General features: G+C 58.5%; 19 protein-coding genes. 15 read left to right on the top strand and 4 right to left on the bottom strand.

Going from position 1 to position 23,590, the window contains the following annotated elements; genetic code table 11:
• Positions 1 to 73: 73 nt before the first annotated feature.
• On the bottom strand, positions 74 to 547 hold the full coding sequence (locus AC2A6O_RS14955; protein WP_148583950.1) for a fasciclin domain-containing protein: 474 nt from the start codon (positions 545 to 547) through the stop codon (positions 74 to 76).
• A 307-nt stretch (positions 548 to 854) separates the two neighbouring features.
• Positions 855 to 1,061: a heavy-metal-associated domain-containing protein gene (locus AC2A6O_RS14950; RefSeq protein ID WP_498928207.1), complete on the bottom strand. Its 207-nt coding sequence runs from the start codon at positions 1,059 to 1,061 to the stop codon at positions 855 to 857.
• 159 nt (positions 1,062 to 1,220) lie between these two features.
• Between AC2A6O_RS14950 and AC2A6O_RS14945 the strand changes: the two genes are divergently transcribed.
• Positions 1,221 to 3,731 (top strand): heavy metal translocating P-type ATPase, encoded by a 2,511-nt coding sequence (locus tag AC2A6O_RS14945; protein WP_498928205.1) that lies wholly within the window; start codon positions 1,221 to 1,223, stop codon positions 3,729 to 3,731.
• Between the two features lie 872 nt (positions 3,732 to 4,603).
• Positions 4,604 to 6,667 carry a DNA translocase FtsK gene (locus tag AC2A6O_RS14940; protein ID WP_498928729.1) on the top strand — a complete coding sequence of 688 codons (2,064 nt, stop codon included), beginning with the start codon at positions 4,604 to 4,606 and terminating at the stop codon, positions 6,665 to 6,667.
• 70 nt (positions 6,668 to 6,737) lie between these two features.
• Here AC2A6O_RS14940 and AC2A6O_RS14935 read toward each other — a convergent pair whose 3' ends face one another.
• Positions 6,738 to 7,196 carry a MarR family winged helix-turn-helix transcriptional regulator gene (locus AC2A6O_RS14935; protein WP_498928203.1) on the bottom strand — a complete coding sequence of 153 codons (459 nt, stop codon included), beginning with the start codon at positions 7,194 to 7,196 and terminating at the stop codon, positions 6,738 to 6,740.
• 122 nt (positions 7,197 to 7,318) lie between these two features.
• Between AC2A6O_RS14935 and AC2A6O_RS14930 the strand changes: the two genes are divergently transcribed.
• The 8 genes from AC2A6O_RS14930 to AC2A6O_RS14895 are packed head-to-tail and all read left to right on the top strand — an operon-like array spanning position 7,319 to position 15,592.
• Positions 7,319 to 8,251: a PDR/VanB family oxidoreductase gene (locus AC2A6O_RS14930; protein WP_498928201.1), complete on the top strand. Its 933-nt coding sequence runs from the start codon at positions 7,319 to 7,321 to the stop codon at positions 8,249 to 8,251.
• A 27-nt stretch (positions 8,252 to 8,278) separates the two neighbouring features.
• The gene (locus tag AC2A6O_RS14925; RefSeq protein WP_148583945.1) at positions 8,279 to 9,589 is read left to right on the top strand and encodes an aromatic ring-hydroxylating dioxygenase subunit alpha; all 1,311 of its coding nucleotides are present in this window, start codon (positions 8,279 to 8,281) and stop codon (positions 9,587 to 9,589) included.
• Positions 9,589 to 10,062, top strand: coding sequence for an aromatic-ring-hydroxylating dioxygenase subunit beta (locus AC2A6O_RS14920; RefSeq protein ID WP_498928199.1), 474 nt, complete (start codon positions 9,589 to 9,591; stop codon positions 10,060 to 10,062). The genes AC2A6O_RS14925 and AC2A6O_RS14920 overlap by 1 nt, the downstream gene beginning before the upstream one ends.
• On the top strand, positions 10,059 to 11,672 hold the full coding sequence (locus AC2A6O_RS14915) for an AMP-binding protein (RefSeq protein ID WP_498928197.1): 1,614 nt from the start codon (positions 10,059 to 10,061) through the stop codon (positions 11,670 to 11,672). Before AC2A6O_RS14920 ends, AC2A6O_RS14915 begins: the two co-directional genes overlap by 4 nt.
• Positions 11,672 to 12,847 (top strand): thiolase family protein, encoded by a 1,176-nt coding sequence (locus AC2A6O_RS14910; protein WP_498928195.1) that lies wholly within the window; start codon positions 11,672 to 11,674, stop codon positions 12,845 to 12,847. The genes AC2A6O_RS14915 and AC2A6O_RS14910 overlap by 1 nt, the downstream gene beginning before the upstream one ends.
• Positions 12,844 to 14,100, top strand: coding sequence for an SDR family NAD(P)-dependent oxidoreductase (locus AC2A6O_RS14905; RefSeq protein ID WP_498928193.1), 1,257 nt, complete (start codon positions 12,844 to 12,846; stop codon positions 14,098 to 14,100). The genes AC2A6O_RS14910 and AC2A6O_RS14905 overlap by 4 nt, the downstream gene beginning before the upstream one ends.
• Positions 14,097 to 14,870: a cyclase family protein gene (locus AC2A6O_RS14900; protein ID WP_498928191.1), complete on the top strand. Its 774-nt coding sequence runs from the start codon at positions 14,097 to 14,099 to the stop codon at positions 14,868 to 14,870. Before AC2A6O_RS14905 ends, AC2A6O_RS14900 begins: the two co-directional genes overlap by 4 nt.
• Entirely contained in the window at positions 14,867 to 15,592 is a 726-nt protein-coding gene (locus AC2A6O_RS14895) for an SDR family NAD(P)-dependent oxidoreductase (protein WP_498928189.1), read from the top strand. The genes AC2A6O_RS14900 and AC2A6O_RS14895 overlap by 4 nt, the downstream gene beginning before the upstream one ends.
• Positions 15,593 to 15,604: 12 nt before the next feature.
• Here the strand turns inward: AC2A6O_RS14895 and AC2A6O_RS14890 are convergent, their stop codons facing one another.
• Positions 15,605 to 16,033 carry an acyl-CoA thioesterase gene (locus tag AC2A6O_RS14890; RefSeq protein ID WP_353619191.1) on the bottom strand — a complete coding sequence of 143 codons (429 nt, stop codon included), beginning with the start codon at positions 16,031 to 16,033 and terminating at the stop codon, positions 15,605 to 15,607.
• A gap of 379 nt (positions 16,034 to 16,412) precedes the next feature.
• Between AC2A6O_RS14890 and AC2A6O_RS14885 the strand changes: the two genes are divergently transcribed.
• The 5 genes from AC2A6O_RS14885 to AC2A6O_RS14865 all read left to right on the top strand — a co-directional run bounded on the left by AC2A6O_RS14885 (position 16,413) and on the right by AC2A6O_RS14865 (position 23,545).
• Entirely contained in the window at positions 16,413 to 17,429 is a 1,017-nt protein-coding gene (locus tag AC2A6O_RS14885) for a TRAP transporter substrate-binding protein (protein WP_498928186.1), read from the top strand.
• Between the two features lie 122 nt (positions 17,430 to 17,551).
• Positions 17,552 to 17,980 (top strand): TRAP transporter small permease, encoded by a 429-nt coding sequence (locus AC2A6O_RS14880; RefSeq protein ID WP_498928185.1) that lies wholly within the window; start codon positions 17,552 to 17,554, stop codon positions 17,978 to 17,980.
• Positions 17,973 to 19,286: a TRAP transporter large permease gene (locus tag AC2A6O_RS14875; RefSeq protein WP_498928183.1), complete on the top strand. Its 1,314-nt coding sequence runs from the start codon at positions 17,973 to 17,975 to the stop codon at positions 19,284 to 19,286. The genes AC2A6O_RS14880 and AC2A6O_RS14875 overlap by 8 nt, the downstream gene beginning before the upstream one ends.
• Positions 19,287 to 19,400: 114 nt before the next feature.
• Positions 19,401 to 21,749 (top strand): cytochrome P450/oxidoreductase, encoded by a 2,349-nt coding sequence (locus AC2A6O_RS14870; RefSeq protein WP_498928181.1) that lies wholly within the window; start codon positions 19,401 to 19,403, stop codon positions 21,747 to 21,749.
• Between the two features lie 323 nt (positions 21,750 to 22,072).
• Positions 22,073 to 23,545: a methyl-accepting chemotaxis protein gene (locus tag AC2A6O_RS14865; protein ID WP_498928179.1), complete on the top strand. Its 1,473-nt coding sequence runs from the start codon at positions 22,073 to 22,075 to the stop codon at positions 23,543 to 23,545.
• Positions 23,546 to 23,590: the final 45 nt, after the last annotated feature.

Here is a 23,590-nt window from a genome sequence, read left to right as displayed (position 1 = left end):
CAAAGGCTTTTCGTAAGTCGGAAGAAGGTTTGCCGGCGTTTAGGCCCCGGCAAACCTTCTTTCCGGGGCCGAATTACATCGGCGGCATGATGACTTTGTCGATCACGTGAATGACGCCATTGTCGGCGGCAACGTCTGCGGTCACGACATTGGCGTCGTTGACCATGACGCCGTTATCGAGATCAACCGTGATTTCGCTGCCTTCCACGGTCTTCGCCGTCATTCCATCCGAAAGATCCGTCGACATGACTTTGCCGGGAACCACATGGTACGTCAGGATAGCGACAAGCTTTCCCTTGTTTTCCGGCTTCAGAAGGTCGTCGACGGTGCCGGCGGGCAGCGCGGCAAAGGCTTCATCCGTGGGCGCGAAAACGGTGAACGGACCGTCGCCTTTCAAGGTTTCAACCAATCCGGCAGCTTGAACGGCAGCAACAAGCGTGCCGAACGAACCTGCATTGACCGCAGTGTCGACAATATCGGCCGCCTTGGCCGGAAGAGACATCACGGATGCTACGATACCGATGGCAAGATACTTGGCAATTTTCATCTGATCCTCCTCGTCAGTTATGAAACTGGCTTTGCACCAGCCACTTCGATACGTGACCGTGCGGGGGAGAGATCTGCGAAAACGCAGGGCATCTGGACACATTAACGTTACGTTAATTTGATGGTCCAGAAGTGATCCAGAAGCCGATCCATGCATTCCACACTTCAGCCCTCATCAAGGGATCGATGCTTACGGCAACCGCATCGAAACATGTCAGGCTGTTTTCTTGTCAATCTGGTGAGGGCGGCCCCCGTCAAAACAGGCTTCCGTATTGCCGTCTCGGCGAAACCGAGACGGCTTGCACTCCTCAGGAGCTTGCCTGAAGCAACTCGGAGCTGTAGCCCGCCTCGTTGAGAGCGCCTGCAATTTCCTGTGCGGACCGGGTGCTTTTGACGGTCACGGTTCTGTTTTCCATGTCGAACTCGACCTGGGCAGCGCCATCCGTTTGCTCGATGGACTTTCCGATGGCCGCCTTGCAGTGACCACAGCTCATGTCTGGAACGCTGAACTTCATGATTTGCTCCGTAGCTGTTTGAATTCCCGGTTCTCGTACATCCAGCAGCAGGAGGGTCAAGAAGAAAAAAACCTGAAAATGCGGAGCAGGTTCTTGACCTTCCAGTGACTGGAGAGCCCATTTGACAGCAATCGAACAATCCATGCCGGAGTCGGACCCATGTCTGGGCAACAGAAAATCTCCTTGTCGGTTCAGGGAATGTCATGCGCATCCTGTGTGGGGCGCGTCGAGCGCGGCCTTGCCTCTGTCGAGGGCCTTGAAGATGTCGGCGTGAACCTGGCAACCGAAAGTGCTCAATTTTCTGCCGCCCCGGACAAGATTGCAGCTGCTGTCGCCAAGCTGGACGATCTCGGCTATCCCGCCCGAACGCAAACGGTCACGCTGACCATTCAGTCCATGTCCTGTGCGTCGTGCGTCGGCCGCGTCGACAAGGCGCTGCAAGCTGTGCCCGGTGTCATCAGCGCCAACGTAAACCTTGCGGCCGAGACGGCAACAGTCGTCTTTGCGGAAGGTGCCACGAGCGTTCAGGATCTGATCAAAGCGAGCACAGACGCCGGCTATCCGGCAAGCCTCGCAGACGCGGGAACGTCACAGGATCGGACCGAACGCAAGGCGGAAGAAGCACGGGAACTGGCGCGCAGGATGGCCATCGCAGCCGCTTTTGCCCTGCCCGTGTTTCTGATCGAGATGGGGGGACATCTGATCCCCGCCATTCATCACCTGATTGCAGCGACAATCGGTCAGCAAACGAGCTGGATCCTGCAATTTGTGCTGACAAGTATCGTACTTTTCGGTCCGGGCCGGACTTTCTACCTGAAGGGCATTCCGGCCCTTTTGAAAGGCGCTCCCGACATGAACAGTCTGGTGGCTGTCGGGACCGGCGCCGCCTATCTCTATTCGGTGGTTGCCACCTTTTTGCCGGACATGGTTCCGACCGAGGTTCGCGCGGTCTATTACGAGGCAGCGGCTGTGATTGTCGTTCTGATCCTGCTGGGGCGCTTTCTTGAAGCCAGGGCAAAGGGTCGCACCGGGGCGGCCATCCAGAGCCTGCTGGGCCTGCAGGTCAAGTCGGCCCGGGTACTGCGGAACGACGAGATGGTGGATGTGCCTCTTGAAACGCTGACGATCGGCGACGTCGTGGTCGTTCGCCCCGGAGAGCGGCTCGCGGTTGACGGTGAAGTGGTCGAAGGGATCTCTCACGTCGATGAAAGCATGATCACGGGTGAACCCCAGCCTGTCGCAAAGTCAGCCGGCAGCGCGGTGACCGGCGGCACGGTGAACGGCAGCGGTGGACTTCAGTTCAGGGCGACGCGTGTCGGCGCCCCCACGACGCTGTCGCAGATCATCCGTATGGTCGAAGAAGCTCAGGGCGCCAAGCTTCCAATTCAGGGACTGGTGGACCGCATCACGCTGTGGTTCGTGCCCGCCGTCATGGCCGCCGCCCTGGCGACGGTCGTTGTGTGGCTGATCTTTGGTCCGAACCCGGCGCTGACACTCGCCCTGGTGGCCGGTGTGTCGGTGCTCATCATTGCCTGCCCGTGTGCCATGGGCCTTGCGACGCCCACATCCATCATGGTGGGCACAGGCAGGGCTGCCGAAATGGGCGTTCTGTTTCGCAAGGGCGACGCGCTTCAGCAACTTGCCGACGTCGACATTGTCGCCCTGGACAAGACGGGAACCGTGACGGAAGGCCGACCGGAACTGACCGATCTGGTTCTGGCAGATGGATTTGAACGCTCATTGGTGTTGTCGCGCATTGCAGCCGTCGAGGCCCGCTCGGAACATCCGGTCGCCGAGGCCATCATGCGGGCAGCAGCCAAGGAAGGCGTGGAGAAGCTTGCGGTGAGCGAGTTCAACTCTATCACCGGTCATGGCGTTTCCGCTGTCGTGGACGGTCAACGGGTGCTTGTCGGTGCCGACAGGCTGATGGCACGCGAAGGGATTGCGACGGATGCCCTGTCGAACGAAGAAACCGGGTTGGCGAAACGCGGGCGTACGGCGCTTTATGCTGCCATTGACGGCAAGATTGCGGCTGTGATCGGAGTTTCCGATCCGGTGAAATCCTCGAGCCGGGCCGCAATCGCAGCTCTCCACGAGCGGGGTTTGAAGGTCGCGATGATTACCGGCGACAAACGGGAGACCGCAGAGGCGATCGCCGCGGAAACCGGGATCGACACCGTCATCGCGGGCGTTCTGCCCGACGGCAAGGTCGACGCCCTGACCAACCTCAAGGGCAGCGACAACCGCCGCATCGCCTTCGTCGGGGATGGTATCAACGATGCTCCTGCCCTCGCCCATGCGGATGTCGGCATTGCAATCGGCACGGGCACGGATGTGGCCATTGAATCGGCCGATGTCGTCTTGATGTCGGGCGATCTGAGGGGCGTCGTGAATGCTTACGAGGTCTCTCGCCGGACCATGCGCAACATCAAGGAGAACCTATTCTGGGCGTTTGCCTATAACACCGCCTTGATACCCGTGGCCGCCGGAGCACTCTATCCCGCCTTTGGCGTGCTGCTATCGCCTGTTCTGGCGGCCGGCGCCATGGCTTTGTCATCCGTGTTTGTGTTGACCAATGCGCTGCGGCTTCGCAGGATCGCGCCGGCGATGGCTGAAGCAAGACCTGGAACCTCTGCCGCCCCGAATGCAACAGCGATAGCTGCCGAGTAGAAGGTTCTCAAACCCGGTCAGCGCGGCCGTTTGCTGAAACAAAGGCGGCCGCGTCATCGAACCTCTCAGAACGGGCAATTTTGCAATCCGTTTCAGGACTGCCGCCTTTGTTCTGCGTTTCGGTCAACGGGCAGGGCCGAAGCTCTTTGCCGCCACGGCACTTAGAGGGACAGGGCATCACTGCCAACTTCCGTTTCCGCATCGGTCAGACAGGCGCAGGCCAGCAAAAACTCTCTGCACATAATCACGTCATCAACAATGCCGGTATAAAGGCATTTTTTGGCGGTTTTCTGCCGAAAAATGTCTATCACCCATGTGGACAAACAGGGATATCGACCCAGGACGGACCGGGTTTGGATAGAGACTCTTAACCTTATTTTCCTACATCTCTTTCAAAGGCGTTCAACCCGAAACACTAGTCTTCTTTGTCCATGCGTATTTCCCGGAAGAATTTCTCAATTTCGAATTCGAACGATGCCGGCCAGTCAGCTCCTGCCGATGAAACCAATCGGGAAGCTCATGGCGGAAGTGTGCTCGCGCAAACCGGCACCACAGACGGTGAGCGGACCTCCGAGACGCACCAGGTGCCGCGCATTGAAGCCACCCCACAACACACAACAGCAGATGGAAGCCGGACGGTGAATTCCCCTTCAGACGAATCCTGTCAGAGTTACTTCTATCTCGCGCCCAACGTCCGCTTCACCCGGACGCCGGACCGTGGCTCGAAACAGCGGTCTGTTCCAGCGGAAAACGTTAGCGAAGACACGCTTCCTGAAACGGTTTTGCCGGTCGAGGCAGACCCCATTGACCAGCCCCCCCTGACCGCAGCAACACCCGTCCCTGCCGTCGCTCCATCGCTACCGGTCACGCATATGCGCGGCCCCACCGCCGATGGTAGACCGGTGGATGTGCAAGCCGTCGCAAACGATACGGGGTCCTCTGCGACACACCTTGGGTTCCTGTCCGATCACGCCTTCTTTGAGTTCATGTCTGACGATGCCCTCGCCCCGCAGGCGAGCACCGTGGCACCCGTTCAGAAAGCTCCGGAACCGGTGCGGCCAGCCCGGCAAGTCCGGACGGTTTACGAAGAAGTTCCAGTTGCCGGACAAAGTGCACGGCCAGCGGAAGGAATCGTATCGCTGTACCGAGTCGTTGAATGCAACGGGTCCGCACCGGCTGAATCCGAGCCTTCCTCTGCCAAACAGATTGCGCCCGCGCCTTCAAGACAGGCGGTGCAACGCGGTAGCCAAAGGACGGAAGCTCCTTCTGGCGCCGATGGCAACCAGCGTGAACATGTTGCGGCGAAGGTGCAGGTTTCAATGCCAACCCCTGCATCCCGTCCCTTGTCCTCCAGCACACAGGCCCTTCCGCCCATTGGCGCAAGAACGGGTCAGCAGTCGCTGTTCGGCAGCTACGAGTTTCCGTCGGGCGATCTTCTGCAAGTTCCTCAGGATGGCCCCGGCTTCCAGATGACGCAGGAGCAACTGGAACGAAACGCAGGGCTTCTGGAAAGCGTTCTGGAAGACTTCAAGGTGCGCGGCGAGATCATTCACGTTCGGCCCGGCCCTGTCGTTACCCTTTATGAGTTCGAACCGGCTCCGGGCATCAAGTCATCGCGCATCGTCAATCTGGCGGATGACATTGCGCGCTCCATGTCAGCCATTTCGGCGCGCGTTGCGGTCGTGCCCGGCCGCAATGTCATCGGGATAGAACTGCCGAACACGGAGCGTGAAACCGTCTATTTCCGTGAACTGATCGACTCGAACAGTTTCCGTGCCACCAATTGCAAGCTCGCGCTGAGCCTCGGCAAGACAATCGGCGGAGAGCCCGTTGTCGCCGATTTGGCGAAGATGCCGCATCTGCTGGTCGCCGGAACGACCGGCTCGGGCAAATCGGTTGCGATCAACACCATGATCCTGTCGCTGCTCTATCGGTTGAAGCCGGAAGAGTGCCGCCTGATCATGGTTGATCCGAAGATGCTGGAACTCTCAATCTACGATGACATTCCGCACCTTCTGACACCGGTCGTTACCGATCCGAAAAAAGCCGTGACAGCGCTCAAATGGGCCGTCCGTGAAATGGAAGACCGTTATCGCAAGATGGCGCGCCTTGGTGTGCGCAACATCAACGGCTTCAACCAGCGGGCTGCGGCTGCAAGTCAGAAGGGCGAACCGGTTGTCGTGACCGTGCAAACCGGATTTGACCGGGATACGGGTGAGCCGCTCTACGAGCAGCAGGAAATGGACCTCGCTCCGATGCCCTATATCGTCATCATCGTTGACGAGATGGCCGACCTGATGATGGTCGCCGGCAAGGAAATTGAAGGCGCGATCCAGCGACTGGCGCAGATGGCCCGCGCTGCTGGCATCCATCTCATCATGGCAACGCAGCGCCCGTCGGTGGACGTTATCACCGGCACGATCAAGGCAAACTTCCCGACCCGGATTTCCTTCCAGGTTACCTCGAAGATCGACAGCCGCACGATCCTGGGCGAGCAAGGTGCAGAGCAGCTGCTCGGCATGGGCGATATGCTTCACATGTCAGGCGGCGGACGCATCAACCGTGTCCACGGTGCTTTCGTTTCGGATGAAGAAGTCGAACAGGTTGTCGCCCATCTGAAGAGCCAGGGCCGGCCCGCCTATCTCGAAACCGTGACCGCGGAAGAGGAGGAGGAGCCGGAAGAAGACGAAGCCGTCTTCGACAAAGGCGCAATCGCTTCCGAAGACGGGGACGATCTCTATGAAAAGGCGGTGAAAATCGTTCTGCGCGACAAGCGCTGTTCGACCTCCTACATCCAGCGTCGTCTCGGCATTGGTTATAACCGCGCCGCTACCCTGGTCGAGAAAATGGAAAACGATGGCCTTGTGGGGGCGCCCAACCACGTCGGCAAGCGCGAAATTCTGGCCACGAAAAAAGAGCCGCCTTCCGAAGAATAGGTAACCCGGCACGCGGGGTATGGGCAGACGGAGTATCGGCCCAGGGGGCCGGAAGACCTCTGTCCGGCCCCTATTGCTTGGCACTGTTCCAGCTGTTGAGAGAGTCCAGAAGCCTTTCCAGAGACGGCTTGATGCGTTCCGCATCGACCTCCTGGAGGGCCGACAGCAGGGTTCTTTCGTGTTCCCTTGCCTCTTCGACCACGTCTGAGCTCAATTTCTGCCCAACCTCCGTCAGATGGACGCGGACACGGCGGCCATCACCTTCGTCGCTTTTGCGAACGACCAGACCGCGCTTTTCCATCTGGTCGACAATGCGTGTCATTCTGGATTGTTCCATCAGAGAATATCGCGCCAGCTGCGTGATCATCAGTCCGTCCTGATCGTAAAGACAGGCCAGGACGCGCCATTCCGGCACTCGCAGGCCCAATTCCCGGACACGCGCATGAAACTGGTGGCTGGCCGCTTCACTCGACGCCGCCAGAAGGTACAGCAGGTAAGAAGAAACGAATTTTCCCGGCGTCTGGGTCAAAACCCTTCCTCCATCAATGCACTCTTTTGAAAGCGTCCTTTATCGCGGACCAATCAAGAAAAAAAGAGTCTTGACTCATTATATATGAAATTTCATATTTTTTAAAGGAGGAGGCATTTAAGGTGGATCTTGTTCTTGAAAGCATAGAACCGGAAACCGATCAGATTCGTGTTTTCAGGTTCCGCGCGGAGGCAGGCACGCCATTGCCTGCCTATGAACCCGGCGCTCATATTACATTTGACCTCGGCCCCCTGGGGGAGCGCGACTACTCCCTCATCGACTGGCCAGAGGCTGATGAGCTCTATACCGTGGCTGTGCAGCGGGAAGAGGATGGCCAGGGCGGCTCCAAGGCCATGCATGCCTTGAACGCTGGTCAATCGATCTCCGTCAGCGAACCTAACAACGACTTTCCGCTTGTTGAAGACGCGGCTCACGTCCTGCTTCTGGCAGGCGGCATCGGCATCACGCCGCTAATATCGATGGCGACGCGGTTGAAGTTGAAAGATCGTTCCTTCGAATTGCATTATTCGGCCCGGACGGCATCCAGAATGGGGTTTGCCGGCAAGCTCAAGGCTGCCTTTGGCGATAGCACTCATTTCTATTTTGACGACACCGATCCGCTCGACCTGACGGCCTTGATGAAAGCCCAGCCCTCCGGAACGCATCTTTACGTCTGCGGCCCCAAGGGAATGATCGACGCCGCACGCGCTGCAGCAACCGATGCGGGGCTGCAGGAAGACGCCATTCATGTTGAGCTCTTCAGTGCACCGCAGGCGCAAACCGGTGACGCGCCATTCGAAGTGGAAATTCACAGCACGGGTCAGGTGGTGACGGTTGCTTCGGACCAGACCATCATCGAGGCTCTGGAAGCTGCCGGTGTCGACGTGATGTACGACTGTCAACGCGGCGACTGCGGCATCTGCCAGGCGGATGTGATCAGCGGAACGCCCGATCACCGTGACGTTGTACTGTCGGATGCAGAAAAGGCATCCGGAAAGGTTATGCAGATTTGTGTCAGCCGCGCGAAATGCGCGCGGCTTGTCCTCGATCTTTAGGGTTTCGCATTCCAGGGAGGAGCCAGCATGCGAACGGCCAGCCAGATCGCCGCTCTGTTTACGGGGCCGCAAGTCCACCGGGACGTCTATACGTGCCCGGAAATCTACAAACTGGAAATGCAGCACCTGTTCGCAAACACCTGGGTGTTTGTCGGCCACGAAAGCCAGACCCCGAAGAAGGGCGACTATTTCACCACGCAGATTGGCGATCAGCCGGTCATTCAGGTGCGTCACTCGGATGATGAGATCTACGTTCTTTACAATCGCTGCCCGCACAAGGGCACCAAAATCGCCATCGACCGGGAAGGCAACACCGGCAAGTTCTTCCGTTGCCCCTACCATGCCTGGTCGTTCAAGACGAATGGCTGTCTGCTCGCGATCCCCCTGAAGAAGGGCTATGAGAATACCGGTTTCGAAGAGACCGAGAATGCCAAGGGCATGACACCGGTCGGTGCGGTCCGGAACTATCGCGGTTTTGTCTTTGCCCGGCTGGCTGCCGAAGGCATCGGTTTTGAAGACTATTTCGGCGACAGCATCAGCTCCATCGACAACATGGTCGACCGGTCCCCCGAAGGGCGGCTGGAAATCGCCGGGCCGCCGCTGCGCTACATGCACAAGTGCAATTGGAAGATGCTGGTTGAAAACCAGACGGACACCTGCCACCCGATGGTTGCCCATGAAAGTTCCGCCGGAACCGCGGTGAACATCTGGAAGGAGATGGGCAACCCGGAGCCACGCCCACCCGCGATGGAAATCATTGCGCCCTTCATGTCGCCTTACGAGTTCTTCGAGAACATGGGCATCCGCACCTGGCCGAACGGCCACGGACATACGGGCGTGCATCACTCGATCCACTCCGACTATTCCGCGATACCGGGCTATTTCGAGGCCCTGAGCGCGACCCATGGCAAGGACCGCGCCAAGGAAATTCTCGACGAGAACCGGCACAACACGGTCTATTTCCCGAACATCATGATCAAGGGTCCGATCCAGCAGTTGCGGAACTTCATTCCGCTGGGGCCGGACAAGACGCTGGTTGAAAGTTACATCTACCGGCTCGTCGGGGCACCGGATGAACTGCTGGCACGCACCGCCATGTACAACCGGATGATCAATGCACCGACGTCGATGGTCGGGCACGACGATCTGGAAATGTACGAGCGCGCCCAGGAAGGCCTCATGTCCAACGGCATGGAATGGGTGAACATTCAACGCCTGAAAACCGGAGACGAAGACTTCACCGAGGAGGCCGTGGAAAACGGCACAACGGAACGGCAGATGCGCAACCAGTTCGATGCCTGGGTGAAATTCATGACAGCTACGATGGAGAAGGCGTGATGGCAATTTCCAGGGAAGAGGTCATCGACTTCATCTACGACGAAGCAAGGATGCTGGACGAGGGACGCTTCAGCGAATGGCTGTCGCTTTGGCTGGAGGACGGGCATTACTGGATGCCACTCGACTACAAGCAGACCGATCCGCATCTCGTGACGTCGCTGCTCTATGAGGACATGTTCATGTTGCGTTTGCGGGTGGAACGACTGAACGGGGCCAGAACCTTCAGCCAGAAGCCCAAGAGCCGTTGCCACCATGTCATCCAGCGGCCGTTCATCGATGAGATGGATGGAGACCGGATCGTCACCAACACATCCATGCATTACGTCGAAACACGCCTCGACGAGCAGTTTCTGCTGGCGCTGACGGCTACGCACGAACTGAAGGTGGTCGACGGCGCGATCAGGATCGCCAACAAGCGGGTCGACATCCTCAACTGCGACGCCGCCTTCGGCAATATTCAGTTGCTGCCATGACCGCGACACCGCCAGATACAGTCTATGCCGCCTTCGCTGCCGCGGCTGAGAAATTTCCGGACCGGCCGTTTCTGAAGGTTCTGCCCAAGACTGCGGATATCTACGGCATACCAGCCGGGGACCTGACCTATGGGGCGGCCTTGCAGACGGTCGACGCGCTCGCACAGGACCTGATGGAGGCAGGCTATGGCGCCGGCATGCGCGTGGCCCAGCTTCTGGAGAACCGGCCCACGTTCTTCCTTCACTGGCTTGCGGTGAACCGGATTGGCGGGTCCGTGGTGCCGGTCAATCCTGACTTGCGAGCCGCGGAGCTGGAATATCTCATCGGTCATTCCGAACCGGCGCTGCTCGTTTCGATTGCCGACCGCAAGACGGAGCTTGAGAGAGCTGTCGCCGCTGCCGGCATCGACGCGGCTGTGATCGCTCCCGGAGAGCCGATCCCCCGGCCACGGGACGAGGCTGTAACTGCCCGGCTGCTGCAAGGAGAGGCCCGCGAGGCGGCTATCCTCTATACCTCGGGCACCACTGGCAAACCGAAGGGCTGCGTGCTGCCCAATACCTATTTCCTGCTCGCCGGGCGCTGGTATGCCGGTGTGGGCGGATTGGCGACGCTGACGGAAGAGGGCGAGCGCATGATCACGCCCCTGCCCGTCTTTCATATGAACGCCATGGCCTACTCGTTCATGGCAATGGTGACGGTCGGTGGCTGCCTCACCGTGCTGGATCGTTTTCACCCACGCACGTGGTGGCAGGATGTCGCCGCGTCTCGGGCAACCTGTCTGCATTATCTGGGTGTGATGCCCTCCATGCTGATGGGCTTTGATCCCTCTCCTTCGGATCGCGCGCATGAAGTCCGCTTCGGGTTTGGCGCAGGTGTGGACCCGAAGCTGCAGATCGCTTTTGAGGACCGTTTCGGCTTTCCGCTGGTGGAAGCCTGGGCGATGACCGAGACCGGTGCCGGTGCTGTCATCGCAGCCTCGGGAGAAGACCGTCTGGTGGCCCAGGCGAGCATCGGCAAGCCGAGCAAGGGCGTGGACTGCCGGATTGTCGATGAGAATGGCGAGGAGGCAGTTCAAGGTGAATTGCTGGTGCGCCACGCGGGGCCGGATCCGCGCTACGGCTTCTTTTCAGAATACTACAAGGACGAGGCCGCAACGGAAGAAGCCTGGAAAGATGGCTGGTTCCACACCGGCGACATTGTGCGCCGGGGAACTGACGGCAACCTGTTTTTTGTCGACCGCAAGAAAAACGTCATCCGGCGGTCGGGCGAGAACATTGCTGCTGTGGAGGTGGAGTCGATCCTGATGCGTCATCCTGACATTGAGGCCGCCGGCATTGCACCCGTCCCTGACCCTGTGCGCGGCGACGAGGTTTTTGCCTGCCTGAAGGTGAAGACCCCTAGCCCCGAAAAGGCCGCGGCAATCACACGCTGGTGTCTGGAGCAGATGGCCTATTACAAGGCTCCGGGCTACATCGCCTTTGTCGACAAGCTGCCGTTGACGCCGACACAGAAGATCCAGCGAGCTGCCTTGAAGGATTTGGCCCTGCAGCTTCTGGACCATCCCGATACAGTCTTCACCGGTCACATGAAGAAACGGCAGGCCAGTTGATGGGAAAACGACAGAGCTATGAGGGTGTCGCGGTCACTGCACCGGTTTCAGTGCCCTATCAGCGTTACTCCATCGAGACAGCCCATTGGTGGATTGCAGGCGCGTTGCGTGGGTCCCTTCAGGCCGCAGGCTTGCGACCGGCAGATGTCGACGGGTTTTCGGTTGCCAGTTTCACCCTGTTTCCGGATACGGCCGTCGGGCTGACGCAGCATCTTGGCCTGTGTCCCAGATGGCTGGACAATATTCCGATGGGCGGCGCCAGTGGTGTTATCGCCCTGCGCCGGGCCGCACGTGCGGTCCAGGCCGGCGATGCCGATATTGTCGCCTGCGTTGCCGGCGACACCAACCATATCGACAGCTTCAGAAATCTGCTGTCGAGCTTTTCCCGCTTCGCCCAGGACGCCTCCTACCCCTACGGTTTTGGCGGCCCTAATGCCAATTTCGCGCTTCTGACAGACAGATACATGCACGAATATGGCGCTACACGAGAGGATTTCGGCAGGATCTGCGTGGCGCAGCGCGCCAATGCCCTGCGCAATCCGAACGCGGTAATGAAAACACCGCTGACGCTCGAACAATATCTTCGCGCCCGCCCGATTGCAGACCCGATCGCTCTGTTTGACTGTGTCATGCCCTGTGCCGGGTCCGAGTGTTTTCTTGTCATGTCCGTTGAGGAAGCAGAGCGTCGGGACCTGCCCTATGCCGTGATCGGCGGCACGATCGAGCGCCACAACGCCCATGCAGAAGATCCCGTGCAACTGCGCGGTGGCTGGACGCTCGACGTGGAAGAACTTTATGCCATGGCGGACTGTACGCCGGACGACATCGATCTCTTGCAGACCTATGATGATTATCCCGTCATCTCGATGATGCAGATCGAGGATCTCGGGTTCTGCGAAAAGGGCGGCGGCCCCGATTTCGTCCGAAGCCGCGACCTGACGATTTCTGGAGATTTTCCGCACAACACGTCTGGTGGCCAACTATCGGCAGGCCAGGCTGGCGCTGCGGGCGGTTTCATCGGCCTTGTAGAAGCGCTTCGCCAGGTTCTGGGCTCTGCCGGAGGCACGCAGGTAGCAGAGGCCACGACCGCGATGGTGTCCGGCTTCGGCATGATCAATTACGACCGCGGCGTCTGTACGAGCGCGGCTATCCTGAAGGCAGGGAGCACGGCATGAGCACACCGCTTTCTCCTCCCCTCAAGAAAGACCCGCAAAAGCGCACGCAGTCTCCCCTGCGCCCACCGGAAGCCCGCTCCCGTGCGGCCCTCGGACTGACGGCAGCAGCGGCGGAGGGCCGCTTCGCACTGCAGGTCTGCGAAGACTGTGGCACGGTGCAATATCCCCCCCGGGACGTTTGCGGCCACTGTCTGTCAACCGGACTGGAATGGCAGAACATCTCACCGGCGGGCACGCTGTTGGCGGAGACCCGCATCCGCACATCGATCAATCTTTATTTCCGGGAACGAACACCCTGGCGCATGGGCTCTGTGAAACTGGAGGCCGGCCCCGTGGTCCTGTGCCATGTGCATGGCGACTGCGCACGCGGTGAGGCGGTAACCCTTCTCAATCGTCTCGACGCATCCGGCCAGGGCGTCTTGCTGGCAGTGCCCACGAACAGGACAAGCAATATGGAAGACGATCCGCAAATGCGTGCCCTTTCGGCCGATCCAAAGCACAGGCGCATCCTGATCACGGACCTGCGAAACCCGAACACACCAGCACTGGTGACCTCGCTGCTGGAAGCGGGCGCCTCAACCGTCTTTGTTGGCGAAGCGGAAAGCTGGCGCCCGCACGCCAACCGCGATCTGCTTTCCGGGCTCGATGGTGTCAGCGTGCTGCCACTTGATGTAACGGACACCGCATCGGTGCAGCGGCTGGCCGGGGAAATCGGCGGCAAGACGGATATTCTGGTCAACAACGCCCGCTTCGTCCGGCCGGGCGGCGTTCTGGCGCGCGGGGATACCACCTTCGCGCGCGAAGAAATGGAGACCAACTATCTCGGCCTGATGCGCCTTGCCCAGGCCTTTGGGCCCGGCATGTGCGCCCACACCAACGATGGCGTCAATTCGGCGGTGGCCTGGGTGAATGTTCTTTCCGTCTTCGCGCTCTCCAACGCCCCGGACTTCGGCTGTTTTTCCGCCTCCAACGCGGCAGCCTATTCGCTGTGTCAGTCTCTGCGCGGTGAATTCCGGTCATCGGGGCTGCGTGTGATGACCGTCTTCACCGGGCCGGATGACGACGACTGGACCCAGCCGGTGCCGCCGCCCAAGGTCACGTCAAAGGCGTTGGCAAAGGCAGTCGTCAAAGGGCTGCAGCAGGGCCTTGAAGATGTGTGGTGCGGCGACGTTGCCATGGAGATCCGCGAACGCTGGCGACGGGACCCGAAGGTTCTGGAACGCGAACTCACGCAAGGGGGAGAAGGCGCATGAGCACTCTGAACATGCTTGTTTCCGGCCTTGCTTCCGGAGCTGTCAGAATTGTCGACCTGACCCACACGCTCGACCCGGATTTTCCGGTGATCGTTCTGCCGCCCGAATTCGGTCAGTGCGCACGTTTCCGGATGGAGGAAGTCAGCGCCTACGATCACCGCGGTCCGGCATGGAAATGGCACAACATTTCCATGAGCGAGCACACCGGCACCCATTTTGATGCGCCCTCGCACTGGATTTCCGGCAAGGACGTGCCGAACGGCTCGGTTGACGAGATACCGGCAGAGGCTTTTGTCGGGCCTGTTGTGGTGATCGATTGCTCCAAAGGGGCGGCAGAGAACGACGATTTCGAACTGACGCCCGAGATCCTCGCCGGCTGGGAAAGCGATCATGGCCGTATTCCGGCAGATGCCTGGGTGCTGATGCGCACCGACTGGTCCAAACGCAGCGGCGCCGAGTATCTGAACATGCGTACGGACGGGCCGCATTCGCCCGGACCGACGCCGGAGGCCATCCGCTTCCTGATCGAGGAACGGAACATCCGCGGCTTCGGCACAGAGACGGTCGGAACGGACGCAGGCCAGGGCGCACATTATGTGCCGCCCTATCCTGCCCACTACTTTCTCCATGGCGCAGGAAAATACGGGCTGCAATGTCTGGCCAATCTGGATCAACTGCCGGCGACCGGCGCCGTGCTGATCGCAGCCCCCCTCAAAATCAAGAATGGAACCGGCAGCCCGCTTCGGGTTCTGGCGATGGTGGCGGAATGAGTGAATTTACGGCAGTCGTTACCGGTGGCAACAAGGGGATTGGTGCTGACCTGGCCGAACGGCTTCTCGGTCAGGGCTACAAGGTCGTGTCCGTTGCAAGATCCGCCCCGGAAAAGTCTCACCCGAACCTGCATTCGGTGGAAGCCGATCTGCTTGATGCGGAAGCCGTTGCGACCGCTGCCCGCACCATTGCGGCGGAGTTCGATGTCACCCACCTGATCCACAATGCCGGGCTCATCTGGCCCAACCTTGTCGAGGACGCCAAGCCCGAGGACATCACCGGACTTGCGCAGTTGCACCTGGGATCGGCCTTGACGCTTCTGCAGGCGGCCCTGCCGAACATGAAGGCGCGCCAGTTCGGACGTGTCATGTTCAATGCCTCCCGGGCGGCGCTCGGCGCACCGACCCGCACGGCCTACAGCGCCAGCAAGGCCGGCATGATCGGCATGGCCCGGACCTGGGCCCTGGAGCTTGCCCCTCACGGCATCACAGTCAATGTGGTCGCCCCCGGGCCGATCCTGACAGACAATTTCTGGGGCATCGTCGAAAAGGACAGCCCGCAACAGGAAGCCCTTGCCAAACGCATTCCGGTCGGGCGCATCGGCAACGTCCGGGACGTGACCAATGCGTTCCTGTTTTTCTGCGATCCGGAAAACAGCTTCGTGACCGGACAGACGTTATACGTCTGCGGCGGTGCGAGCGTCGGAACCCTGACGATCTGAACCGCCTGACGTTCAGCTGTCTTTTTGTTCCTGCGGCATACAGGCCAGCAGGGCCGCCTTGACATCTTCCGGCCAGGGAATGGAGCAATGTTCGTCGAGATTGCTGGCCGCCAACACCTGGGTGCTCGACCAGCGCTTTTCGCCCTTGCAGCTGATTTCATGATGCATGGTGACCGACGACCGGCCGACCCGCTGTACGGTTACCTCGAATTCCAGCTCTTCCCCGAAGAAAGAAGGGCTTGAGAAGTCGCTGGACAGATGAACGGTCGGCGTTCCCCAGCGTTCCTCCCAGATGATCTTGTGCCAGGGATAGCCAAGTTTCAGCCAGAATTCCTCGTTCACACCGTTGAGAATGTTCAGGTATGAGGGAAAATAGGCTGTTCCGGAGATATCGCAATCTCCGAAGTTGAGCATTCGGGTGGTTTTGAATGGTACGTCCAAGATGCGCGTCTCCCTGCCTTTGAACAGTCTGCCTCTCTACGGAAGCTGAAAATAATTTATTTGATTTTGCACATATTGCAGACACGCTTCAACACGAGCGTCATTCGCACGACCGGTGTCTCCGGGCTTGCTCGAGACTCTTTCCGTCACATCAACAGTCTCTATATCATTGAAATTTCTTCAAATACTGTCATCTCACCGTGACCAGACCAGTCGAAAGGCTGATTGTGACACCTCAATACATTCTCTGAGTAATTGCAAAAAATACATGCAGTTTCATATTTATTGACAAGGCAGGCTCATCAATGAAAGTATTCATAACGGTCTCGGCATGCGGAGGTGCCCAGCCAGATAGACGCATCGTTCAAGGGAGAGGAAGATGAAGTCGCTTTTCAGGATTGTTGGCGCTGCCGCAGTTTCACTGAGCCTCAGCGTTTCGGCGCTTTCGGCAGAAACCGTTCTCAAGATTTCAAGCTGGCTGCCGCCAACCCATAGCGTGAATACCGGCATTTTTGCCAATCTCATCACGATGATGGAAGAAGCCACCGGCGGAGAAGTCACAGGCGAGCTTGTCTTCGGGCTCGCACCGCCCCCGGCCCAGATGGACCTGGTTCTTGATGGGGCCGCAGACATGGCTATCATTTTCCACGGGTATCAACCGGGCCGTTTCGTCGGGACGAAGCTGATCGAACTGCCGGGTTATGAAGGCAACGCGGAAGCTGCATCCGTCGCCTATTGGCGCGTTTATGAAAAATACCTCGCCGACCTGAACGAGCATCGCGGCGTCAAGGTCATTTCGCTCAACACCCATGGCCCCGGTCAGATCCATTCCAGCAAGGAAGTTTCCAGTCTTGCCGACATGAACGGCCTCAAAACGCGCATCGGCGGCGGTGTTGCTGGTGACGTTGGATCGGCACTGGGTCTGATAGGCATCAACGTTCCGGCTCCCAAGGTTTATGAAACACTAGAATCCGGTGCGGCCGACGCTGTGGCGATGAACGTCGGCGAGCGTGTTGGCTTCAAGCTGAACGAAGTGGCCAAGTATCTTTATGACATGCCGGGCGGTCTCTACCGCGGCTCTTTTGCTGTGATCATGAGCCAGGAAAAATTCGATAGCCTGCCGGAAGATGTCCAGAAGGCCCTGGACGAGCAAGTCTTTGGGGAGCCCGCCAGCCGGATGGCAGGTGCATCCTGGGACGAGTCCGACAAGATTGCCTATGAAGCGACCAAGAACGCAGAAGGCACGAAAATAACGCCCGCGAGCGACGATGACATCGCCAAGTTCAAGGAAATCAGCAAGGAAGTCACGGACAAGGTTCTGGCAGAACTTGAGGAAGCCGGGGTGGATGCGAAAGCCGCCTATGAGATGGTCAAGAAGGAAATGGCCGGAAACTAACGAGACCGGGCGGTCCGGTTTGTCCGGACCGCCCGTAGCTTAAGGATCAGGACGTGCCCCGTCTTCTCAAGTTTGCGGCCAGTCTGCCGGCGCTTCTAGCCTCGTTTGCATTGTTCGTCCTCATGGTCATGACATTTTGCGACGTGGTTCTCCGGTCGGTATTCAACGCTCCGATTGAAGTTGCCGCCGACATGACGCGCCTGCTCATGGCAATCATGGTTTTCTCCGTCCTGCCGGTCGTCTCCGCCAAGGAGGGCCACATCTGCGTCGACCTGACAGACGGCATGTTCAAGCGGGCCCGACTGACCCGCTGGCGCAACGCCTTCACGGATCTCTTTTGCGGCCTGATACTGATCCTGCCGGCCATGCGCGTGTTTGATCTCGCCGAACGGAGCCGGTCTTACGGCGACGTCATGGAATACCTGCGCCTGCCCTTGCACTATGTCGGATGGTTCATTGCCGTCGTTACGGCAATTACCGCCGCAGTCCTCATTGTCCGCGGGCTCGGCCATATTTTCGCACCGAAATTGATGAGCCCCCAGCATGCTTGAAGGACTTCTCGGATTCGCGGCAGTTCTGGCACTTGTGCTGCTGCGCGTTCCCATCGCCTTTGCCATGGGCTTTGTGGGCATGGTCGGCTTCACGATCGAAATGGGCTACCGTGCCTCGATTTCCATGACGGCCCGCCTGATCATCGACACAAGCCAGGACTATGGCCTATCGGTCGTGCCGCTGTTCATTCTCATGGGCCTGCTCGTCAACAAGGCCGGGATCAGCCGCGAGCTCTATGCCGCGTCCAATGCGTTTCTCGGTCATTTCCGCGGTGGACTGGCCATGGCAACCATCGTTGCCTGCGGCGGCTTTGCCGCCATCTCCGGATCGTCACTTGCAACTGCCGCCACCATGTCGAAAGTGGCCATGCCGGAAATGCGCCGGTTCGGCTACGCCGACAAATTGTCGACAGCCTCGATTGCTGCGGGTGGTACGCTCGGCATCCTGATCCCGCCGTCGGTGATCCTGGTCATTTACGGTCTCCTGACCGAAACCTCTATCGGCAAGCTTTTTGTCGCCGGCATCCTTCCCGGTCTCCTGGGGGTCATTCTTTACCTCGTCGCGGTTCAGTTCACAGTCTGGCGCGATCCGAAAGCCGGACCGGCGGGCGAACGGGTGAACCTGAGTGGCAGACTGTCCGCCTTGAAGGAAGTCTGGGCCGTTCTGTTGCTGTTCTTTCTGGTGATTGGCGGGCTTTACGGGGTCTTCGACGTGCCCCCGATCAACCTGACCTTCTCACCGACGGAAGCTGCCGGCATGGGCGCAATGGGGGCTTTTCTGATTGCCCTTGCCCGCAGACGCCTGTCCCTCGCCGATACCCTGGAAGCCCTGCGCGAAACGGCCATGACCGCAGCCAGCCTGTTTGCCGTGCTGATTGGTGCCTGGATCTTTTCAAACTTCGTCAACATCGCAGGCCTGCCGACCGCGCTCAGCAATCTGGTGACCGCCTACAATCTGCCGCCATGGATGGTCATGGGCCTGATCCTGCTGATCTATATTGCGCTCGGCTGTGTCTTCGAAAGCCTGTCGATGCTGCTGTTGACCGTGCCCATCTTCTTTCCGGTTGTGACCGGGCTCGGTTATGATCCGGTATGGTTCGGCATTATCGTCGTCGTGGTGACGGAAATCAGCCTGATCACACCTCCGGTCGGCCTCAACGTCTTCGTGTTGCGGGCTGTGGTCGGCGATGTGCCGACAGCTACCATCTTCAAGGGTGTCACGCCGTTCTGGATGGTCGACATTCTTCGGCTGATCATCTTGCTGACACTGCCGGGGCTTGTGCTCCTGCTGCCAAACCAGATGTAAAGCCGGATACTTAGTGACAGCAGCCGGCAAACCTCAGGTATGGGCGCTGGCAACGGGAGCGCAATCACCGTAACTTCCGGTGTGTGCTGTCTGAAATTTTTCTGGGAGGAAAAAATGGAACGCACTGCGAACCCCGCAGACGTGCCAACAGGCGGAAAGTCTTCAGGAGGCGAAGGGCGCACTCCGGCGGTGGCTGAAGCCCAGTGCCCGTTTTCGAAGATGGCAGCAGACTTCGATGCCTTCGCCGGTCCCTATCAGGCAGACCCGGCAGAGGCCTTGCGCTGGTCACGCGATCAACTGCCCGTCTTCTTCAGCCCCAAACTCGGGTATTGGGTGGTTAGCCGCTACGACGACATCAAGGCTGTCTTCCGCGACAATATTCTTTTTTCGCCCCGAAACGCTCTGGAAAAAATCACGCCGGCGACACCGGAGGCCATGGAGGTTCTCAAGGGCTACGGCTACGCCATGAACCGGACCATGGTGAACGAGGACGAGCCTGTTCACATGGAACGGCGACGCGCCCTGATGGATCATTTCCTGCCGGACAATCTGGAAGCCAGGCAGGATATGGTGCGCCGGCTGACCCGCGAAAAGATCGATGCCTTCATCGACAGCGGCCGGGTCGATCTGGTCGACGCCATGCTCTACGAAGTTCCGCTGAATGTCGCCCTGCATTTTCTCGGCGTGCCGGAAGACGACATTGCCGTTCTGAAAAACTTTTCTGTCGCCCACTCGGTCAATACCTGGGGCAAGCCCACCGACGAACAGCAGGTTGCCATCGCGCATGACGTTGGCCAGTTCTGGAACTATGCCGGCAAGATCATCGAAAAGATGCGCAGAGAGCCGGAAGGAACCGGCTGGATGCATGAAACGATCCGCAAGAACGCGGAAATGCCTGATGTCGTGCCGGACAGCTACGTGCATTCGATGATGATGGCGATCATCGTCGCCGCCCACGAAACGACGTCACTTGCCTCGGCCGGCATGTTCAAGACATTGCTCAGCAACAGGCAGGCCTGGCTGGATATCTGTGAGGATCCGAGCCTGATCCCGAACGCAGTGGAAGAATGCCTGCGCTATTCCGGCTCCATCGTTGCCTGGCGGCGGCAGGCAACGGCGGCGACCAGCATCGGCGGCGTCGAAATACCTGAAGGCGCAAAGCTGCTCATCGTTCAAGCGTCCGGCAATCAGGATGAACAGCACTTCGAAGATGCCGACCAGTTTGATATCTACCGCGACAATGCCGTCGATCATCTGACCTTCGGTTATGGCAGCCATCAGTGTATGGGCAAGAATATCGCCCGCATGGAAATGCGGATCTTTCTTGAAGAGATCACCCGCCGGCTGCCTCATCTTCAGCTGGCTGAACAGCAGTTTACTTATCTGTCCAACACCTCTTTCAGAGGTCCCGATCATGTCTGGGTCGAATGGGATCCGGCAAGGAACCCCGAGAGGGCAAACCCTTCGATTGCCCAAGGCAATCACCACTTCGCAGTCGGAGCGCCGGCACGCCGCGACATTGCCCGCAAAATCCGCATCAAGACTGTCCGCCGGGAAGCTGACGGTATCCTGGGTCTGACGATTGAGGACGCCAAAGGACGGCCTTTGCCGCGCTGGAGCGCCGGAGCCCATATCGAACTGTGCCTGGACGGCTTTGATCGCAAATATTCGCTGTGCGGCAGAGCCGATGCCGGGGCCTACGACATCGCCGTGCTCCTGGAAAAGGAAGGACGTGGCGGGTCCCGCCGCCTCCACGAAGTCGCCGCAGAGGGGGTGGAACTCCGCCTTCGCGGCCCCAGCAACCTCTTCCGGCTCGATGAGCATGCACCCTCATACATCCTCATAGCCGGAGGGATCGGCATTACCCCTATCCTCGCGATGGCAGACCGTCTGAAGAACTTGGGACGAGATTATGCCATCCACTATTGCGGGCGATCACGCCGCAGCATGGCTTTTCTGGACCGGCTGCAAGCCGACCACGCCGAGCGGCTTTCAGTACATGCCAGAGACGAAAGCCCGCGCGCCAATTTGGCAGACATCGTCGCCCGCTTGCCTGAAGGCGGACAGATCTATGCCTGCGGGCCGGAACGAATGATCACCGAACTGGAAGATCTCACTGCCGGACTTTCCGATGGCACATTGCACTTCGAACATTTCTCAGCGCAGGAGACCACTCTCGATCCATCGAAGGAACACGCCTTTCAGGTCGACTTGAAAGACTCCGGCCTGACTGTTGAAGTCGCCGCCAATGTGACGCTGCTCGACGCGCTTCTTGCTTCAGGTATCGACATTTCCTGCGATTGTCGGGAAGGCCTCTGTGGCAGTTGCGAGGTCGAGGTGCTCGAAGGAGAGATCGATCATCGCGACGTGGTGTTGACGCGCACTGAACGAGCAGAAAACCGGCGCATGATGTCTTGCTGCTCGCGTTCGGTGAGGGGTGGCAAACTCAAGCTGGCGCTGTAGATCTGCACGATCCTGACATTTGCAAATACCATCCTCTTCGCTATGTGCCAGCATGGCTGTGGCGGGTATGTGCAACTTCAAAGTGTGCCGCATAACATTGCACAGAATGAAAATCCCAATCAGGCAAAACATTCTCACAACCAATAGTAGTATTATTATCCGCTGATTGCAAATATATCCTTGTCAAATCCCACAATACTCACCGAACAACACAGAGACAACGTGCACTTAAACAATCGATTTATGGAAATTTACGTATGGTTAGTCTGTTAATACATTTCTGCCAGAAATAAATACCAGAACCGTGTTTATGGAGCGTGGGAATGTTTGGAAAAGCGCAAAGCGCACTTGTTGCCGCTGCCGTGGAAAAGTTGACCGCTAATGTCATGATCGCCGATGGCGATTACAACATCACTTACATGAACTCGGCTGTGCAGGAACTGTTGCAGGAAGCAGAAGAAGAAATTCGAACGAAATTCCCTGACTTTCGGGCGAATCAACTTCTCGGCAAGTCGATCGACATCTTCCACCAGAACCCTGCACACCAGAGAAATCTGCTCGACAGCCTCACCAATACGCATCGGGCGACCATCAAGATCGGTGATACGTTCTTTGATCTCATTGCGAGCCACGTCTGGCAGGGCAAGAAGCGAATTGGCACCGTCGTTGAATGGGCCAACGCCGAAGAACGGCTTCAGAACCTGGAATTCAAGGAAAAGCTGTTCGCTATCAGTCGGTCTCAGGCCGTAATCGAATTCGACATGAAAGGCACGGTTCTCGATGCAAACGAGAATTTCCTGAGTGCTTTCGAGTACTCACTCGATGAAATTCGAGGCCAACACCACAGCCTTTTCGTGGACCCAAAGGAGCGTGAGTCCGAAGACTACCGCCGCTTCTGGGATGAGCTCAAGGCGGGAAAATTCCAGTCCAATGAGTTCAAGCGCATCGGCAAGGGCGGCAAGGAGGTGTGGATTCAGGCAACTTACAATCCCCTTTTCGATCCTGCGGGAAACCCTTACAAAGTTGTCAAATTTGCCTTCGACATAACCGAACAGGTAATGGAGCGGCAGCGCCGACTTGTCCTGCAGGAACAAATCGACAAGGACCTTTCGGAGATCGCAGAGGCGATTTCAAGTGCGAAAGATCAGGCTACGAGTTCGGCATCGGCGTCGGAAGAGACTTCCTCCAGTGTGCAAACCGTGGCAGCAGCCGCCGAGGAACTGGTCGCGTCTATTCAGGAAATCAGCCGACAGGTGCAGACCGCCCTGGATGTGTCCAAGGATGCCTCCAATGAGGCACAACGTTCCGGCGAGATCATGTCCGGGCTTTCCGAGAATGCCAAGACGATCGGTTCTGTCATCGAATTGATTGATGGCATTGCCAGCCAAACCAATCTTCTGGCCCTGAACGCGACGATTGAAGCCGCGCGTGCCGGAGAGGCAGGCAAGGGATTTGCCGTGGTCGCCTCCGAGGTCAAGAGTCTGGCCTCGCAAACCAGTAGCGCGACCGAAGAAATTTCCAGTCAAATCAGTGCAATGCAAGACACGACAGGACATGCGGTCACCGCAATCGAAGCCATCATGGCGGTGATTACGAACATCGGGGACATCGCCGCCAGTATCGCCTCGTCCGTCGAAGAACAGACCGCCGTTACCAACGACATTTCCGCCAACATGCAATCTGCGGCGCAAGGCGTTGAGCACATCACCGCCAGCATGCAGTCGATTTCCTCGGCAACGGCCCAAATCGATGTCGCCACGCAGAATGTCAGGGAAGCATCCCAGTCGTTGATGTGACCGAAAGACGGAACACACATCAGATGAGTGTTCTGTCCTGGAGCT

The sequence above is a fragment of the Labrenzia sp. ATLA3 genome (assembly GCF_057180185.1).
This window is presented reverse-complemented; position numbering and strand designations above follow the sequence as displayed.

Bases quoted from the DNA above. Each gene is read 5' to 3' on its own strand.
- AC2A6O_RS14955 (WP_148583950.1), bottom strand. From the start codon at position 547: ATGAAAATTGCCAAGTATCTTGCCATCGGTATCGTAGCATCCGTGATG.
- AC2A6O_RS14950 (WP_498928207.1), bottom strand. From the start codon at position 1,061: ATGAAGTTCAGCGTTCCAGACATGAGCTGTGGTCACTGCAAGGCGGCC.
- AC2A6O_RS14945 (WP_498928205.1), top strand. From the start codon at position 1,221: ATGTCTGGGCAACAGAAAATCTCCTTGTCGGTTCAGGGAATGTCATGC.
- AC2A6O_RS14940 (WP_498928729.1), top strand. From the start codon at position 4,604: ATGCGCGGCCCCACCGCCGATGGTAGACCGGTGGATGTGCAAGCCGTC.
- AC2A6O_RS14925 (WP_148583945.1), top strand. From the start codon at position 8,279: ATGCGAACGGCCAGCCAGATCGCCGCTCTGTTTACGGGGCCGCAAGTC.
- AC2A6O_RS14920 (WP_498928199.1), top strand. From the start codon at position 9,589: ATGGCAATTTCCAGGGAAGAGGTCATCGACTTCATCTACGACGAAGCA.
- AC2A6O_RS14915 (WP_498928197.1), top strand. From the start codon at position 10,059: ATGACCGCGACACCGCCAGATACAGTCTATGCCGCCTTCGCTGCCGCG.
- AC2A6O_RS14910 (WP_498928195.1), top strand. From the start codon at position 11,672: ATGGGAAAACGACAGAGCTATGAGGGTGTCGCGGTCACTGCACCGGTT.
- AC2A6O_RS14905 (WP_498928193.1), top strand. From the start codon at position 12,844: ATGAGCACACCGCTTTCTCCTCCCCTCAAGAAAGACCCGCAAAAGCGC.
- AC2A6O_RS14900 (WP_498928191.1), top strand. From the start codon at position 14,097: ATGAGCACTCTGAACATGCTTGTTTCCGGCCTTGCTTCCGGAGCTGTC.
- AC2A6O_RS14895 (WP_498928189.1), top strand. From the start codon at position 14,867: ATGAGTGAATTTACGGCAGTCGTTACCGGTGGCAACAAGGGGATTGGT.
- AC2A6O_RS14885 (WP_498928186.1), top strand. From the start codon at position 16,413: ATGAAGTCGCTTTTCAGGATTGTTGGCGCTGCCGCAGTTTCACTGAGC.
- AC2A6O_RS14880 (WP_498928185.1), top strand. From the start codon at position 17,552: ATGGTCATGACATTTTGCGACGTGGTTCTCCGGTCGGTATTCAACGCT.
- AC2A6O_RS14875 (WP_498928183.1), top strand. From the start codon at position 17,973: ATGCTTGAAGGACTTCTCGGATTCGCGGCAGTTCTGGCACTTGTGCTG.
- AC2A6O_RS14870 (WP_498928181.1), top strand. From the start codon at position 19,401: ATGGAACGCACTGCGAACCCCGCAGACGTGCCAACAGGCGGAAAGTCT.
- AC2A6O_RS14865 (WP_498928179.1), top strand. From the start codon at position 22,073: ATGTTTGGAAAAGCGCAAAGCGCACTTGTTGCCGCTGCCGTGGAAAAG.